This window comes from Erwinia sp. AnSW2-5 (assembly GCF_045107195.1).
Lineage (GTDB): Bacteria > Pseudomonadota > Gammaproteobacteria > Enterobacterales > Enterobacteriaceae > Erwinia.
Genome location: NZ_JBJGXA010000021.1, coordinates 1 through 17,003 on the forward strand (window position 1 = coordinate 1; position 17,003 = coordinate 17,003).

The following is a 17,003-nucleotide window of genomic DNA, read 5'->3' on the forward strand; positions in this document are numbered from 1 at the left end:
TTAAAGATCGGGGTGATGCTGCCGTCGTTGGCATGCTCTGTATCGCGATTCAGGGTGCTGACGTCCTGCTGCTGCTTCGCCGTATCACGCACGGTGATGCTGCCTTCGCTCACCGCCGCTTTGGTGGCCCCCTCCGCGTGCCCCTGGCTACCGGAACCCGATATCGGCAGGGCGCTGACGTTGCTTAAAAGGTTGGCCCCTATTGGCCCACCGCTGTTAAAGCCCGCGCTCTGATGCCCGGTTTTGTAATCAGCCTGATTATGAATATCTGACCAGCCCAGCGTCCCGGTATCAAGGCTGTTTTTATCCGCTGTTGCCGTTGAGGCGATAACCGCCCCGTCCAGCTGCGTGTGCTCACCCACTTTAATATCATAGCCGCCGCTGCCGGCAAACAGCCCGGTCTGCTCCTTCACCGAGTCAAAATCACTGTTCATCTTGTCGCGGTTGGCGTTGATATTCACCGATCCTGTCATGGATCCAAAGGTGAAGCTCCCACCCGCACTGACATTCTGCTGCTTTGCATCGTAGCGGTCACTGTCCTGCTGCGAGGCAAGCGTCAGGTTACGTCCGACGTCAGCGGTCACGGTTTCACCGCTGACCTGCGCGCCTTTCAGCGTGGTGTCGCGCCCGCTGGTCAGGCTGACCGCGCTGCCCGCATCCAGGGTGGTTTCATTATGCGTCAGGCCCTTCCCTTTCTCATGGCCTTTACCGGCATTGACGCTCGCCGATACGCTGATGCCCCAGCCGCCAGAGCCTACTCCGATCCCGATACCAACGCTGCCGCCTTTACTGCTGTTTTTACCGTCGGTGCTTTCAGTATTCTGCGCCGACACCAGATGGATATCGCGGCTGGCGTCCAGCGACAGATCTTTACCCGCCTTAAGCTGGCTACCTGCGATGCTGATATCGCCGCTGTCAGGTCCTTTACCTTTGCCAGTGGCGGTGATCGACAGGTTCTGCCCGGCGTTCAGGGTACTACCCTGCGACTGGCTGCTTTTGATGGTCGTCTCGCTTTTCGACGACTGGCTGCCATAAGAGAGATTCACCCCCACCGTGTTGGTCGCGCCTTTTTCTGCCCCATCGGCGCCTTTCTCCACGCCATTTGCTGCATTTTTTGCATCGGCCGCTTCCGTTACAGCATTGTCATGATCCCAGCCCTGCGCACCCTGCACCCCGGACAGCACCGCTTTCGTTCCCTGCAGCGCCTGTAATCGCCCGTCGCCCTCTTTCCTCGCCTGCTGCGCGGTGCTGACCGCGGTATTCAGCGCGCTGCCCACCGCACCGGAAAGCGCCAGGGTAAAGCCGCTCTGCTTCGACTCAAAGGTCTCGGTGCGGCTGCGTTTATCATAGCCCGGGTCTATCTGTACGCTGTCGCCGGTGATGGCAATATCTTTGCCCGCCACCACGTCAGCACCGCCGATATGCGCCCGGTTGCCTGCGGTGATGCTGACACTGCCCTGGCGGCTGCCCACGGTGCTGACGCTCTGGCTCTGCGTGGTGCCCTTCTCATCTATCTGATGGCGCGTGGACTGGCTGCCAATAGTAAAACCGATACCCCCGCTGCCCAGCAGCCCTTTCTTTTTCTTCTCTTCCAGCAGATAGTGCGATTCCGTCTCCGTCGCCGCGGTGATATTCACGTTGTTGCCCGCGACGAGGGTGACATCGTTATCCGCAGCAATCGCGGAACCGGTCACCGCCAGATCGCGTCCGGCGTTGATAGTGACACTTTCGCCGCTGAGCAGTGAACCCTGTTCCAGCGTTGAACGGTCGTCTTTTACCGTACGGGTGGTTTTTTTCGACAGGAACTTTTTCCTCACACTCCGCTCTTCCGAGAACTGCGATTCACGGTCGGTGGCGCTGCTCATCACCACGTCCTGTTTCGCCTGCAACGCAATGGCACCCGCCTCACTGTGCAGGGTGCTGCCCGCAATCGCGATATCATTTTCTCGGGCGATCACTGTCACGCCTTTCTCGCCGCTGAGGGTGCTGCCGATGCCGCTGTCGCGCACCGTCTCCATCTCACGCTGGCTTTTGGTTTTGCCTTTGCGTTTGTTCTCGCTGTCCTGGTCGATCACCACCTGACGCGCGTCTTTGATGATCACGTCCTGCGCGCTCACGCCGATGCTGCCTTGCTTGCTGTCCACCTGCGCGCCTTCCATCCGCAGGGTGTTACCGGCCACCAGCGTCACGCCCTGGTCACCGCTCAGGGTGCTGAGCAGCAGGCGATCTTCCTGACGGGTATTACGCACCGACGAGGTACTGCTGTTCGCTTTCAGGTGCGTGGTGTTGGTGGTGGTTTCCGCCAGCAGCTTCACGTCGCCGCCCGCCTGTAGCTGGGTGGTGCCGCCCGCTTTTGCCTGGCTGCCCTGCAGGGTAATATCCTGCCCGGCATTCAGGCTGAGGTTGCCCCCGGCATTGAGCGAACTGCCCAGCGCCTGCTGCCATTCACCGCTGACCTGGGCCTTACGCGAGCCGGCTTCTTCCATCCCGGCACGGGTGCGGTTGCCCATCGCCCCGGAAATCACCTCAAGGCTGGCGGTGTGGCTGCTGCGGGCCGCGCCGATCTCCAGGCTGTTTTGTGCATTCAGGCTGAGGTTCTGCGTGGCATCCAGCTTCGCCCCCTGCAGTTTCACATCGCTGCCGCTCAGGCTGATGTCACTGGCGCTCATTGAGGCCTGGCGCAGCGCATCCTGCAGGTTAGTGCTCAAGGTCAGGTGAGTGGCCTGGACGTTAATGCTGTCGGCACGAATATCGCCGCCCTGATGCAGGAACTGGCCGGCATCAATCTTCAGCGCCTGGTCCGCCACCAGGTTCCCGGCATTGCTGAGGCTGTTGGCCGAGAGTTGCAGGTTGCCACCCGCGATCAGCGCCCCGTCACCGGACAGGCGCACCGTATTGTTCGCCAGATAGACTTTAGGCACCCAGACCGTCTGCGGGCCTGCTGCACTGTCGACCGTTTCACTCACCAGCCAGACGATATCCTGTTGCAACGCCGCAATCTGCGCCGGTGTCAGCGCCACGCCCGGCACAAGGTGGAAGTCCTGCGCCACTTTGCTGCCGTTGTTCATCAGGCTCTGATACTGCGCCATGGCGTCATCACCTTTCACCGACGGCCGCCCGGTCAGCGCCAGCATCTGCTCGCGAACCAGACGCTGCTCGTAGAAGCCATCACCCAGACGTTTGATCACCAGCGCCGGATCGTATCCCACCCGGTCGAGCAGGTAGTCACTGCTGATAAACTTGCTGCGGCTGGTAAAGCGCTCGTCGGTCACCACCAGGAAAGGGCTGCCTTTGGCCGTATCCTGACGGAACAGGCCGTTATTGGAAATGGCGGTTGCCACACGATCAAGCTGCTGCTTGTTGGCCAGCGCCAGTTCACCCGACGTTAACGGTTGGGTGCCGTCCTCGTTGGCCGTCAGCGGGTTACGTTCCCACTCTTCGCGCCCGGCTTGCGCTGCGTTCTCCGCCGCTGCCACGCTGCTGATTTGCGCCTGATTGACCGTCATGTTCTCAATGCGGGCACCCTGGATCGTCACCGCGCCATTGCCCGTCAAAATGGCATCAATGGTGGTCAGCGCAGTGGTTTCATCACGGTTAAAGGTGGGATACCAGTGGTTAGTGTCGCGGTCGTAATGGTCGACAATATGTTCCTGGCGACGTTCGTTAACTGAATAGCCTTTGTTGACGATATGCTTCGCACCGGCAATATTCAGGTTCCCGTTCGCGCTGAGGGTGCTGGCATCATTGAGCAACTGCCCGGCGACGCGCAGCACCATATTGCCGCCCGCCAGGATCTGCGCCCCGATACCCGCAGACACCAGTTTGTCACGGGTGAGCGTGCCGGTGACCGAACGCTCACGCAGGTTGTTGTAATCGCTGACATACGGTGCATCGGCAATATCAAGGTGTTTGTTCGGATCCCACTGTTCCAGACGCCCCTGGTCGTGTTCACGCCAGACGGTATTTTGATACGGCGTTGGCACCGTATTCTGGCGATAGCCGCGCGTTTCATAGAACGTCATGGCATAACTGCCATCCGCATTGGGTTTCAGGGCCAGGTAGTTGACCCACAGGTCCGTCATCACCCCTTCATTATTCTTCACCCGCACCTGCGCACGTTTGGCCCCGGCATCGATAGCCAGCAAGGTGCCGTAACGATTGCTGGCGGCAGCGGTATCATCTTCAAAGGTGAGCTGCTGGGTGGTTGGCGTCATGGTGTTTTTATCGCGGCCCACACCTGAACCATATGAACGCCAGTAGTAGTTGTAGCGATGCCAGCTGTAGTTACTGCTTGTCGCATTACGGGTGATATCCAGCCCTTCACGCAGGTTGTTCAGGCGTTTGGCCTCCACCGTCACATCACCGTCCGCTTCGATGCTGCTGGCGCGGTTTTCAATCAGATCATCACTGCCAAGGGAGAGGCTGCCGCTGCTGTAGAGCAGGCCACCATCGCGGTTCGTCAAACGCTCCCCGCTATGCAGATCCAGACGTTCGGTTGCCGCGATCACCGCCGCCTTACCGTGGTTGTCGATCACCCGGCCACGTACGGTAATATTATCGCCGATCAGGGTTGCCGGGTTGTCCAGCGTATCAACGCTGAGCGTCATACTGTCGGCTTCCAGCCGTCCACGATTGATCAACATACCGGTGGTCAGGTGCAACGTTTTACCCACCAGCGATCCCTGATTAGTGAGATTCTGGCTGTTAACGATCAGCCCCCCCAGGCAGTAACCAGTCGGTCAGATTGGTCAGCAGGCCCGCCACCGAAAGCGTAACAGTGCCGTTGCTGCTAAGGGTGTCACCTGCCCGGTGGGTGTAATCCTGCTGAACAGAAAGGGCCAGATCCTGCTGGCTAAGCAGCGTACCGCCCTGGTTGTTAAGGGTTTGGGTCTGTACGCTTAATGTCGCACCGCTTTGCACCACGCCGCCCTGATTGTTCAGGTCGTCAGCAGGCGCCACGGCGCTGCGAGCGCGGCTGTTCCCCTGGATCGTCAACGCCTGATTCGCCACAATGTGCCCCTGGCGGTTATCCAGGGCCTCCAGCAGTGACAGGGTAAGCGTGCCCGCACTCTTTACATTCCCGGCGCGGTTATCCAGTGCGCGGGCCGTAACACCCGTATGCGTGGTGCCCAACAGCAGGCCACCGTCACGGTTATTCAGCTGCTCCGCCTCCAGGGTCAGCGCGTCCTGGCTGCTGATTTTGCCCTGATCCTGGTTATTCAGCTGCGTGGCGTGCAGATCCAGCGCCCGGGTTGCGACCAGCTGTCCACCCTGGTTGTTGACCTCATCGGCCTCAATCGTCAGCGCATCGCCGCTATGGACCTTACCCTGCAGGTTATTCAGCGTCGCAACCTGGTACACACCCTTCCCATAGCTGATCAGCGTGCCGTCCGGGTTATCCAGCTGCTGCGCCGTCAGATCCAACCCTGCACCGCTGCTGAACAGTCCCTGGCGGTTGTTAATGTGGCTGGCCACAATCCGCTGGTCGCCGCTGCTCCTCACCGTGCCGCCCTGATTGTTCAGCGCGTTCGTCACCTGCAGATCAAGCTGCTGGTCGCTAAAGATCAGGCCGCCGCTGTTGTCCAGGCCGCCCTCCAGCGCCAGCGTCAGATCGCCGTTGCTGCCCAGCACGCCGTGGCGGTTATCCAGCAAATCGCTGACCTGCCAGTGCTGTGCCGTATCGTCGAGTGCCACCAGCCGACCATTCTGGTTGGTCAGCGTAGCGGTGGTCAGGCTCAGCTGCCGGGCTTCAATGCTGCCATCGGTGTTATCCAACTGACCAGAAAGGGCAAAACGGCTTTCCGCGTCCCCAACCTGCGACCAGATGCCACCCTGAACGGAGAGATTGTCGGCGTTGATATCCCAGCGACCCGCGCTGACCTGTACCTGCTGCGCCTCGACGTTTCCTGCGGTGCTCACGATCAGTTCGCTGCTGTCCACTTTGGCATTTTTTAATGCCACGCCCGCCGCCTGCGCATGGAGGCCGGCACGGCGGGCAGCCAGCGTACTCTGGCTGAGATCAACCCGTTGCCCGCTGACCTTCACATCCTTTTTGCTCAACAGATTGCCGCTGGCTTGAATATCGCCCTGGCTGGTGAGCGTGAGATCCGCAGCCTGCGTCAGGACGCTGTTGGCATTACTGCCTGCCAGCAGGTTGCCGCTGCTGGCAATACCGCGTTTTGCCTTCAGCGTGACATCACCCGCCGCCGCCAGGGTGCCGGATTGTTTCAACTCACCTTCGCGGCTTTCGACGGACAGCGTGCCGCCGCTGTGCAGCTTGCCGTGGTGTTCAATGCTGTCCCGGGCCGTAAGCTGAATATCTCCGCCTGCCCCGGTCACCGCCTCCTGCTTGCCCGACTGCCAGGTGAGCTTGCCTTCGCTGCTCACGCTCAGCGTTTTTTCAGCCTGTATATGTCCGCCCTGGTTACGCACGCCGACGCCCGCTTCCGTCCCGACCATGCGGATATGGCCGCTGTACATGCCGCCCATCTGTCCCATGTCGATCGCCAGTTCAGGCGCCTTGCCGTCTGTGGCCAGTGCAGTCACCGTTTTAGCGTCTGCGCTGATGCGGTTGCGGCCAGCCACCACGTTAAGCCCCTGTTTCGCCCACACGCCCGCATTCACTTCGACCGCGCGCGCCAGCACATCAACGTATTCCGTATCATGCCGGGCGTCGCCATTCAGCCCGCCACCTTCAATGCGCACGGTGCCGCGCTCCACCTGATAACCCGCCAGGCTGCCATCGGCGTTCAGCTGGGTTTTCCCGGTGGTCAGCGTCATACGCCCGGCGTTAATGGTGCCACAGCCATCGCAGACGATCCCCGCCGGGTTGGCGACAATCACCTGCGCGCGCCCGCCCGCGACTTCAAGGAAACCGCGCAGTTCACTGGGATTATTGCTGTTTACTTCGTTAAGAATGACCCGCGCCGGGGCCGAATTCTGCTTGAGATTCGGGTTACCCTGGATCATGCCCGCCAGCTGTGTCGAGGTCATTGAGGCGGAGTTATTGAGGATGGCCCCGCGTTTATCAACGTCGAACTGACGGTACTGGTTATGCGAAACCCCCGCCTTGTTAGGCGCGGTGATATTCACCTGCGGCAGCCCGTTCTGGGTGGCGATCACCTGAGGGCGCTGGCCCGCCGGGGCCGAACCATCGGCGACAATGCCTGCGGCGATCGTTGGCGCGGCAAACAGCGACAGGCCGAGCATCCAGACCACCCGACGTACCGTTACCCACAGACGCGGCGCACCGATGCCACGGCTCTGGCCGGGTTCACTGCTGCAACTGCGGGCCAGTTCGGACACCACGCGCAGCTCCCCGTGGGTGCGGCTGAAGATAAGGCGATAGCAATGTTTGTTCATAGAAGTCGTCCCTGAAAGAGCACTGTCCGTTCACTCAAAAATGCAGCCGTCGCACTGGCGACAGGCCACGTTAAATATCCAGGTTGAGGCTGAAACCTGCCGTCGCCCCTGAAGTATGGAACTGGTCGGGTTTTTGCAGTGGTACACCGGCAAACAGGTCATAGCTGAAGCGGTCCCACAGCGCACCACGCACGCCAAGCGCACTACCCACCAATTGATGGCCTGCCAGATAGCGGGTGCCGGGGCCGTCAACACGACCGTAGTCCAGTGCGGCGTACAGCTCATGGCCGCGCGACAGCACATTCCACGCCAGCTCGTTACGCCATATCACCCCTTTCTCACCGGAGAGGATCTGCTCACCGTCAAAACCACGCACCGAGTAACGCCCGGCAATCGCCATGCGATCCTGTGGTGTCAGCGGGTTCGCGCTCCACTGACCGCGCACGCTGGTGACGAAGCGCCAGGGTTCCTGGCCCAGGGTGAAAGGTTGATTCAGGCTGATATCCCCCAGGGCAATGCCGGTACGGGCGCTGCCGCTCTGGGTATCCTCTTCGGGTGCCCGCAGGGCGCCGAATGCCCCGGTGCCGAGCCGCCAGCTGAGGTTGGCATCCAGCGTGGCGTTGCCAAGATAACTGCGCTGATTAAGCCCCAGCTCCCAACCCGCTGTGCGGCGGCGCTGTTGTTCAATCTCAATACCCTCGACAGCATTGGTGGAGTGCCGACGCCAGAGACGCATATTGAGGGTGGTTTTGTGCAGCTGATTGCGGAACAGCAGGCGCGAGAGCGTCAGCTGCACATTGTCGCTCTTGCCGCTGTAGCTCAACACCTCGTTGGCGTTGGCGATATTCTGGTGGTAGGTGTAATTGTTGTAGTTGGCGGCCAGTCCCCAGTAGCCGACGGGCACCGAGTAGTTCAGCGTGTGCGAGCGGTTGCCAAAGGGACCGTGCTGAAACAGATCCTTGCCGATGTTGGCATAGAACAGGTCGTTATGGGCAAATGGGGCATCGACTGCCAGCGTGGCGGAGCCGAGGTAACGCCCGGTGCTTTGTGAACCACTGTCGTCCAGCCCCAGGCTGAGACGAACCGGACGGCCCTCTTTCCAGTTCACCAGCAGGTCGCTGGTGCCGTCCTGGTCACCCGGCAGGATGCTGATATCGGCCGTGGCGCTGGGCACCCGGCGGAAGTTCTCCAGACCCTGCTCAATATCGCGCAGATTGAGCACCTCCCCGGAGGTCGCTGGCACGGCATTCCACATGCGTGCGCGCCAGGAGACAGGCTCCTCAAAATGAACGCGCCCGATGCGACCAGGCTGGAGCGTCAATATCAGGGCGCCTTTGGTCAGGTCCTGTTCCTGGGCCATCACCCGGGTGGTGACAAAGCCTTTAGCCAGGATGGCGTTCTGCACTTTGTTGATCACCAGCATGATGCCCTGCCCGCCCAGGCAACGGCCTTTGGCCCCCTCTGCCGCTTCCAGCGCCCACTGAAAACGAGGCGCAAGATCGCCCTCCAGACGCAGGGAGTGGATCATAAAGCAGGGTTTTTCGTTGGCAGGGTAGTCAGGAGTCACGGCATCGGGGCGCGCCAGACGAACGTCACTCTCCGGGGCATTTTGCTGCTGGAGTACACGTTCCCGCGCCTGTTGGCGCAGCTGTTCCTGGGCATCCAGCGTTGCACCCTTGCGGGTATCGTTGTCAGGGAGTGCTGCCGCGAAGGCGACAGGTGTACAGGCGAGCACAGCACTGATAAGTGCACATGTAGCAAATCCCTGCTGAAAGAAACGCAAACATAAAGTCATGCTAATGAAAGTCCATTTTAAACACATGTAACACAATGTAATTTGCGTATATTATCCATTCAATAAAATGAAAATCAAGCGAGGATTTGTTCGATTTTGATTATTTTCACGGAGGCTTTTTTATCAGAATAAATTAGAACCCCTTACTATTAAATGTTCAGGTAATTAATAATACAGGTAGGTTATTTATATATTTATGGAATTTGGGATAAGTCATTTTAATTAAAGAAAAGACCGCATACTGAGTAAGACTTAATCTGTAAGGATGCACAGCGTTGCTCATCACCCTGCACCTTTATGGTTCACCTCTGTCACTAAAGAGGCATTTGCCGCTCAATTCGTGCGCAAACACCTCATTCAAAGCACAACATCAGTGCGTTAAGCGCATTGCATGCATGCACTGTGAATTAAGCATGAAAATAATTACCCTTATTTTTCATTGCATTGAGTATATCCCCCCGATCACATCTCCTCCGCTGGCCCAGGAATTGCTAATTCCCATGCAGACAAATATCAATACGCTGGGGAGCATACATGGATAACCATCAGTCAGAAGGTCAGCTGCATAGAGGCTTGAAAAATCGCCATATTCAGCTGATTGCTTTGGGAGGCGCAATCGGCACCGGGCTGTTTCTCGGTATCGCGCAAACCATCAAAATGGCAGGCCCGTCGGTTCTGCTGGGCTATGCCATTGCTGGCATTATTGCCTTCTTTATCATGCGCCAGCTCGGTGAGATGGTGGTTCACGAACCGGTTGCTGGCTCGTTCAGCCATTTCGCTAACCAATACTGGGGCAGCTTTGCCGGTTTCGTCTCCGGCTGGAATTACTGGGTGCTTTATGTGCTGGTCAGCATGGCAGAGCTTACCGCCGTGGGGATTTACGTTCAGTACTGGTGGCCAGAAATCCCGACCTGGGTTTCGGCGGGGGTGTTCTTTGTTGCGATCAATCTTATCAACATGACCAGCGTGAAAATCTACGGTGAGGTCGAGTTCTGGTTTTCCATTATCAAAGTCGCGGCGATTGTCGGCATGATAGGCTTTGGCGCCTGGCTGCTTGCCAGCGGTCATGGCGGCCCTGACGCCAGCGTCGCGAACCTGTGGCAGTACGGTGGTTTTTTCCCTAATGGGATCAGTGGGCTGGTGATGGCGATGGCCGTGATCATGTTCTCCTTCGGCGGGCTTGAGCTGATTGGCATTACCGCCGCCGAAGCCGACGATCCGCAAAAAAGCATTCCGAAAGCCACTAATCAGGTGATCTATCGCATCCTGCTGTTCTATGTGGGCGCGCTGGCAGTGCTGCTGTCGCTCTATCCGTGGCAGAAAGTGGTCGAAGGCGGCAGTCCGTTCGTCCTGATTTTCCACGCACTCGACAGCAACCTGGTCGCCACGCTGCTCAACGCCGTGGTGCTGTCTGCTGCATTGTCCGTGTATAACAGCTGCGTGTTCAGCAACAGCCGTATGCTGTTTGGCCTGGCGAAACAGGGTAATGCCCCGGCGTCATTATCAAAGATTAATCGTCGCGGTATTCCTTTCAACGCCCTCAGCGTGTCGGCGCTGGTGACCGCCCTGTGCGTGCTACTGAATTACCTGATGCCGGGCAAAGCCTTCGAACTGCTGATGTCACTGGTGGTTTCTGCGCTGGTAATCAACTGGGCGATGATCAGCATCACTCACCTGAAATTCCGCAGCGCCATGCACGCTGCCGGGCAGAAAACTCGTTTCGCCAGCCTCGGTTATCCGCTGACCAATATCCTGTGCCTGCTGTTCCTGGCCGGTATTCTGGTGATTATGTTTATGACACCGGGCATTGAGATTTCCGTCTGGCTGATCCCCGTCTGGCTGCTGTTGCTGACCCTGAGCTATCAGTTAAGAAAAAAGAAATACACGGCGCAAGTCGGCTCGATTGTTGAAACCAATAGCCTCTGAAGGTAGGGGTAAGCTCATTGCATGCATAAAAAAAGAGGCCTGATGGCCTCTTTTTTTGCTTTGAGCGACATAACATTCGATTTAGAAAGGAATGTCGTCGTCAAAGTCCATTGGTGGTTCATTGTTGGCAGGCGCGCTGTTCTGCTGTGGTGCCTGCTGCGGGCGAGACTGCTGCGCGCCGCCGCTGAACTGGTTGCCGCCCTGTGCGCCGCCCTGCGGCTGCTGTGGCTGGCCCCAACCGTTGTTGCTGCTGCCGCCCTGACCGCCGCCTGCTGGTGCGCCGCCGCCCTGAGCACGACCGCCCAGCATCTGCATGGTGCCGCCAACGTTGACCACAACTTCAGTGGTGTACTTCTCAACGCCAGCCTGGTCAGTCCATTTACGGGTTTGCAGTGCGCCTTCGATATAAACCTGAGAACCCTTACGCAGGTACTCAGCGGCCACTTCGGCCAGTTTGCCGAACAGCACAACACGGTGCCACTCAGTCTTCTCTTTGGTTTCACCGGTCTGCTTGTCACGCCAGGATTCGGAGGTGGCCAGAGTAATGTTGGCAACGGCACCGCCATTTGGCATGTAGCGAACTTCCGGGTCCTGACCCAGATTTCCGACTAAAATTACTTTGTTTACGCCTCTGCTGGCCATGTTGCTGTCTCCGGTTAAATGTTCTGACTTAAGTCTAAGCGCAAAATTCTATCATGGCATACCCCCAGATCCTACATTTAGGAGATGCCTCGAAAAACACCGCTGTTCGTTGCACTATTACATCGCGCTGTATGGCATTCTACGGCAAAACACTGGTTATCCATTCAGGTTTTTTTGTGCCATACTAACGCGTTTCTTTCTGGCCGTGCCGGGCAGGCATGGTGAGGTTTGTGCTAATCCGGGAATTGTGAATGGATAAGATCGAAGTACGGGGTGCCCGCACCCACAATTTGAAAAACATTAACCTGACCATCCCGCGCGACAAACTGATCGTCGTTACGGGCCTGTCAGGCTCCGGCAAGTCCTCGCTGGCGTTTGATACGCTATATGCAGAAGGGCAACGTCGCTACGTAGAGTCGCTCTCCGCCTATGCGCGCCAGTTCCTTTCCTTAATGGAAAAACCGGACGTCGACCATATCGAAGGGCTGTCACCGGCGATTTCGATTGAACAGAAATCGACCTCGCACAACCCGCGCTCCACCGTCGGCACCATCACTGAAATTCATGACTATCTGCGCCTGCTGTTTGCCCGCGTGGGCGAGCCGCGCTGCCCGGATCATGACGTTACGCTGGCGGCACAAACCGTCAGCCAGATGGTGGATAACGTGCTGGCTCAGCCGGAAGGCCGCCGTCTGATGCTGCTGGCCCCGATCGTGAAAGATCGTAAGGGTGAGCACACAAAAACCCTGGAAAACCTGGCGACCCAGGGCTATATCCGCGCCCGTATTGATGGCGAAGTCTGCGACCTGTCCGATCCACCGAAGCTGGAATTGCAGAAGAAGCACACCATTGAAGTCGTCGTTGACCGCTTTAAGGTGCGTGAGGATCTGGCCCAGCGTCTGGCTGAGTCGTTTGAAACCGCGCTTGAGCTGTCCGGCGGGAGTGCCGTCGTCGCCGATATGGACGACACCAGCGCCGAAGAACTGCTGTTCTCAGCCAACTTTGCCTGCCCGATTTGTGGCTACAGCATGAATGAGCTGGAACCGCGCCTGTTCTCGTTCAACAACCCGGCCGGGGCGTGCCCGACCTGTGACGGGCTGGGCGTGCAGCAGTATTTTGACCCTGACCGCGTAGTGCAGAACCCTGAGCTGTCGCTGGCTGGCGGGGCTATTCGCGGCTGGGATCGCCGTAACTTCTACTATTTCCAGATGCTGCGCTCACTGGCCGAGCATCTGGAATTTGATATCGAAGCGCCGTTCAGTTCACTCAGCGACTACAACCGCAAAGTGATCCTTTACGGCTCAGGCAAAGAGAACATCGAATTTAAGTACGTCAACGACCGGGGCGATACCTCAGTGCGCCGCCATCCGTTCGAAGGCGTGCTGCACAATATGGAACGCCGCTATAAAGAGACGGAATCGTCGGCGGTGCGCGAAGAGCTGGCGAAATATATCAGCAACCGTTCCTGTACCAGCTGCGGCGGCACACGTCTGCGTCGTGAAGCGCGTCACGTCTTCCTGGAGAACACCACGCTGCCAACCATCTCAGATATGAGCATCGGTCACGCAATGGAGTTCTTCCAGAATATGAAACTCAGCGGCCAGCGCGCCCAAATCGCTGAGAAAGTGCTGAAAGAGATTGGCGACCGCCTGAAGTTCCTGGTCAACGTTGGCCTGAACTACCTGTCGATGTCACGTTCTGCGGAAACCCTCTCCGGCGGTGAAGCCCAGCGTATCCGTCTTGCCAGCCAGATCGGTGCCGGCCTGGTGGGGGTGATGTACGTGCTGGATGAACCCTCTATCGGCCTGCATCAGCGCGACAACGAACGCCTGCTGGAAACCCTGGTTCACCTGCGTAATCTCGGTAATACCGTGATTGTGGTCGAGCATGATGAAGATGCCATCCGTGCAGCTGACCACGTGATCGATATCGGTCCCGGTGCCGGGGTGCATGGTGGACAGATCGTCGCAGAAGGGACGGTGGATGACATCATGGCGGTGGAGTCCTCCCTTACCGGGCAGTACCTCAGCGGCAAACGTGGCATCGCCATCCCGCAACAGCGCGTCAAAGGCGATCCGGCGAAGGTGCTGAAGCTGACCGGCGCCAGCGGCAACAACCTGAAGGACGTCACCCTGACGCTGCCTGTCGGGCTGTTTACCTGCGTCACCGGCGTATCCGGCTCCGGGAAATCGACGCTGATCAACGATACCCTGTTCCCGATTGCCCAGCGCCAGCTGAACGGCGCCACCATTGCCGAAGCCGCGCCATACCGTGACATCTCTGGTATGGAGCATTTCGATAAGGTGATCGACATCGATCAAAGCCCTATCGGGCGTACGCCGCGTTCAAACCCGGCCACCTATACCGGGATCTTCACCCCGGTGCGTGAGCTGTTTGCCGGGGTGCCGGAGTCACGCACGCGCGGCTATACGCCGGGGCGTTTCAGCTTTAACGTGCGCGGCGGGCGCTGTGAAGCCTGTCAGGGTGATGGCGTGATCAAGGTAGAGATGCACTTCCTGCCGGATATCTACGTGCCCTGCGACCAGTGCAAAGGCAAACGCTATAACCGTGAAACGCTGGAAGTGAAGTACAAGGGTAAGAGCATTCACGAAGTGCTGGAGATGACCATTGAAGAAGCCCGCGAGTTCTTCGATGCCGTTCCTGCGCTGGCGCGTAAGCTGCAAACCCTGATGGATGTCGGCCTGTCCTATATTCGCCTCGGCCAGTCGGCCACCACGCTCTCTGGTGGTGAGGCGCAGCGCGTGAAGCTGGCGCGTGAGCTGTCGAAACGCGGCACAGGCCAAACGCTGTACATCCTCGACGAACCGACTACCGGTCTGCACTTTGCCGATATTGAGCAGTTGCTGGAAGTGCTGCATCAGCTGCGCGACCAGGGAAACACCATCGTGGTGATTGAGCACAACCTTGATGTGATCAAAACCGCTGACTGGATTGTTGACCTCGGGCCGGAAGGCGGCAGCGGCGGCGGCGAGATCCTCGTGTCCGGTACGCCGGAAACGGTGGCTGAGTGCGAGCGTTCGCACACGGCCCGCTTCCTGAAGCCGTTGTTACAGCGGTAATTATTTGGGCGAGGCATCGGCAAAGCATCGGGCGAGGCATGCCTCGCCCCTACGATTACGGTTTTCGGTTTTCGGTTTTCGGTTTTCGTAGGGGTCGGGCATGCCCGACCCGCTATCACCAACGGTATTTTTCTCAGCGATTTGCTGCATTTTTCTTATAATCCCCACAAAATCTTGCAGAAACAGGCAAGACTTAGCGAGTTTTGGATATACCCCTAACCCCATTCCCTGACTATGCTTAACCTTCATCATTTTGCGGAGAAGGCGACGTTATTCCACTGCCTGCTCCCACCCTCACGGCCATTGCGCCACATCATCAATAACTGGAGAGACCAATGAATATTACGCATGCTTATGCCGCCCAGGACGCACTCTCTGCGCTGGCTCCGTTTGAGTTTCAGCCGCGCGAACTGCGTGAACATGATGTGCAGATTGACGTGCTGTACTGCGGCGTTTGCCACTCTGACCTGCACCAGGCACGCAACGAATGGCGCAACACCGTTTTCCCGGTAGTACCAGGCCATGAAATTGTCGGCCGCGTGACGGCGGTCGGTGCGCACGGCCATAAATACAAGGTGGGCGAACTGGTGGGCGTGGGCTGTATGGTCGACAGTTGTCGCACCTGTGACAGCTGTAAAGAAGACCTGGAGCAATATTGCGAAGAGGGTTTTGTCGGCACGTATAACGGCCAGGACCGCGTTAATGGTGATATCACCTTCGGGGGCTATTCTACCCAGGTGGTCGTGCATGAAGACTTCGTGCTGCGCGTGCCGGAAAATCTCGATCCGGCGGGTGCGGCGCCGCTGCTGTGTGCGGGGATCACCACCTTCTCTCCACTGCATCACTGGGGCGTGGGTCCGGGCAAAAAAGTGGGTATCGTCGGCCTCGGCGGCCTCGGTCATATGGGCGTGAAAATTGCGCATGCGATGGGGGCACACGTCGTGCTGTTTACCACTTCACCATCAAAAATTGAAGATGGTAAGCGCCTGGGCGCAGATGAAGTGGTGATCTCGAAAGATGCCGACCAGATGGCGCAACATGCCAACAGTTTCGACTTTATTCTTAACACCGTTGCTGCTCAGCATGACCTGAACCCGTTTATTACGCTGCTGCGCCGTGACGGCACCATGACGCTGGTCGGTGCGCCGGAACATGACCATCCATCACCGCAGGTGTTTAACTTGATCTTTAAACGCCGCAGCATTGCGGGGTCACTGATTGGCGGGATTAAAGAGACGCAGGAGATGCTGGATTTCTGTGGTAAGCACAACATCACCTCCGATATTGAGATGATCAATATTAATCAGATCAACGAAGCTTATGAACGTATGCTGAAAAGCGATGTGAAGTACCGCTTCGTGATTGATATCGATACATTGCGCGCGTAACCGTCATGGGCGGACCGCAAGACGGTCCGCCCTGAGTTTATTTTTGCACCTGCTGATAAGACGCATCCACCAGGTAATAAATCTGTGAATCCTTCAGTGATCCGTCCAGAAACACGGTGTTCCAGTGTGAGGGATTCAGATGTTCGCTGGGCCGCACATCACTGTGCTGCTCTCGAATGAGATCGGCCAACGCCGGGGTGCTTTTCAGTGCCACCACAGGACGTCCGTCCACGTCGTACAACATGGCAAACAGCACACCTTTGGCTTTGACCTGCGTCGCCTGCCACTCGTCGTGCTCATTTTGCTCTGCACCGTTCTTCGCCATGCAGTAGGACAGCAGCTCAGATACCTTCATGCTTAATCATCCCCCTGTAGAGTCGCCACAATACGTCGGGCGCCACCGCGAATACGGTGTTCACCCAGATAAATTCCCTGCCATGTTCCCAGCATCAGACGACCCCGGCTAATCGGCAGCAACAGTGAGGTGCCCAGCAACGACGACTTAATATGCGCAGGCATATCGTCTGCACCTTCATAGTCATGCTGCCAGGGTGCGTTGTCCGGCACCGCACGCAGAAAGTGTTGCTCCATATCGGATCTCACCGTGGGATCGCAGTTTTCGTTCAGCGTCAGGGAAGCCGATGTATGCTGCAACAGCAAATGCAGCAGCCCGGTCTGCACATCACTTAATCGGCGTAGTTCACCGAGGATCTCATCCGTCACAAGATGAAAGCCGCGCGATTTTTCGTTCAGAGTGAGAGTTTGCTGATACCACATAGTACGACTCCTTAACGCAATAGATCCGTTAAG

9 protein-coding genes are annotated in these 17,003 nt (G+C 57.9%); 3 read left to right on the top strand and 6 right to left on the bottom strand.

Going from position 1 to position 17,003, the window contains the following annotated elements; genetic code table 11:
• The 3 genes from ACFL9S_RS15560 to ACFL9S_RS15570 all read right to left on the bottom strand — a co-directional run.
• A partial coding sequence (locus ACFL9S_RS15560) for a hemagglutinin repeat-containing protein (RefSeq protein WP_405262794.1) occupies positions 1-4,673 on the bottom strand: 4,673 nt, incomplete at its 3' end.
• Positions 4,674-4,704: 31 nt separating this feature from the next.
• The gene (locus ACFL9S_RS15565) at positions 4,705-7,362 is read right to left on the bottom strand and encodes a filamentous hemagglutinin N-terminal domain-containing protein (protein ID WP_405262795.1); all 2,658 of its coding nucleotides are present in this window, start codon (positions 7,360-7,362) and stop codon (positions 4,705-4,707) included.
• A 70-nt stretch (positions 7,363-7,432) separates the two neighbouring features.
• Positions 7,433-9,157, bottom strand: a complete 1,725-nt coding sequence (locus ACFL9S_RS15570; protein WP_405262796.1) for a ShlB/FhaC/HecB family hemolysin secretion/activation protein — start codon at positions 9,155-9,157, stop codon at positions 7,433-7,435.
• 534 nt (positions 9,158-9,691) lie between these two features.
• Here ACFL9S_RS15570 and ACFL9S_RS15575 point away from each other — a divergent pair.
• Positions 9,692-11,083, top strand: coding sequence for an amino acid permease (locus tag ACFL9S_RS15575; protein ID WP_405262797.1), 1,392 nt, complete (start codon positions 9,692-9,694; stop codon positions 11,081-11,083).
• An 81-nt stretch (positions 11,084-11,164) separates the two neighbouring features.
• Here the strand turns inward: ACFL9S_RS15575 and ssb1 are convergent, their stop codons facing one another.
• Positions 11,165-11,725, bottom strand: coding sequence for a single-stranded DNA-binding protein SSB1 (gene ssb1, locus ACFL9S_RS15580; protein WP_405262798.1), 561 nt, complete (start codon positions 11,723-11,725; stop codon positions 11,165-11,167).
• A 251-nt stretch (positions 11,726-11,976) separates the two neighbouring features.
• Between ssb1 and uvrA the strand changes: the two genes are divergently transcribed.
• Together uvrA and ACFL9S_RS15590 are read left to right on the top strand one after the other, a co-directional pair.
• Positions 11,977-14,805, top strand: coding sequence for an excinuclease ABC subunit UvrA (gene uvrA, locus ACFL9S_RS15585; protein ID WP_405262800.1), 2,829 nt, complete (start codon positions 11,977-11,979; stop codon positions 14,803-14,805).
• Positions 14,806-15,140: 335 nt separating this feature from the next.
• Positions 15,141-16,193 carry an NAD(P)-dependent alcohol dehydrogenase gene (locus ACFL9S_RS15590; protein WP_405262801.1) on the top strand — a complete coding sequence of 351 codons (1,053 nt, stop codon included), beginning with the start codon at positions 15,141-15,143 and terminating at the stop codon, positions 16,191-16,193.
• 37 nt (positions 16,194-16,230) lie between these two features.
• On the opposite strand, the gene ACFL9S_RS15595 is transcribed toward ACFL9S_RS15590, so the two are convergent.
• Positions 16,231-16,548 (bottom strand): MmcQ/YjbR family DNA-binding protein, encoded by a 318-nt coding sequence (locus ACFL9S_RS15595; protein ID WP_405262802.1) that lies wholly within the window; start codon positions 16,546-16,548, stop codon positions 16,231-16,233.
• Between the two features lie 2 nt (positions 16,549-16,550).
• A complete protein-coding gene (locus ACFL9S_RS15600; RefSeq protein ID WP_405262803.1) occupies positions 16,551-16,970 on the bottom strand; it encodes a secondary thiamine-phosphate synthase enzyme YjbQ in 420 nt (139 codons plus the stop codon).
• Positions 16,971-17,003: the final 33 nt, after the last annotated feature.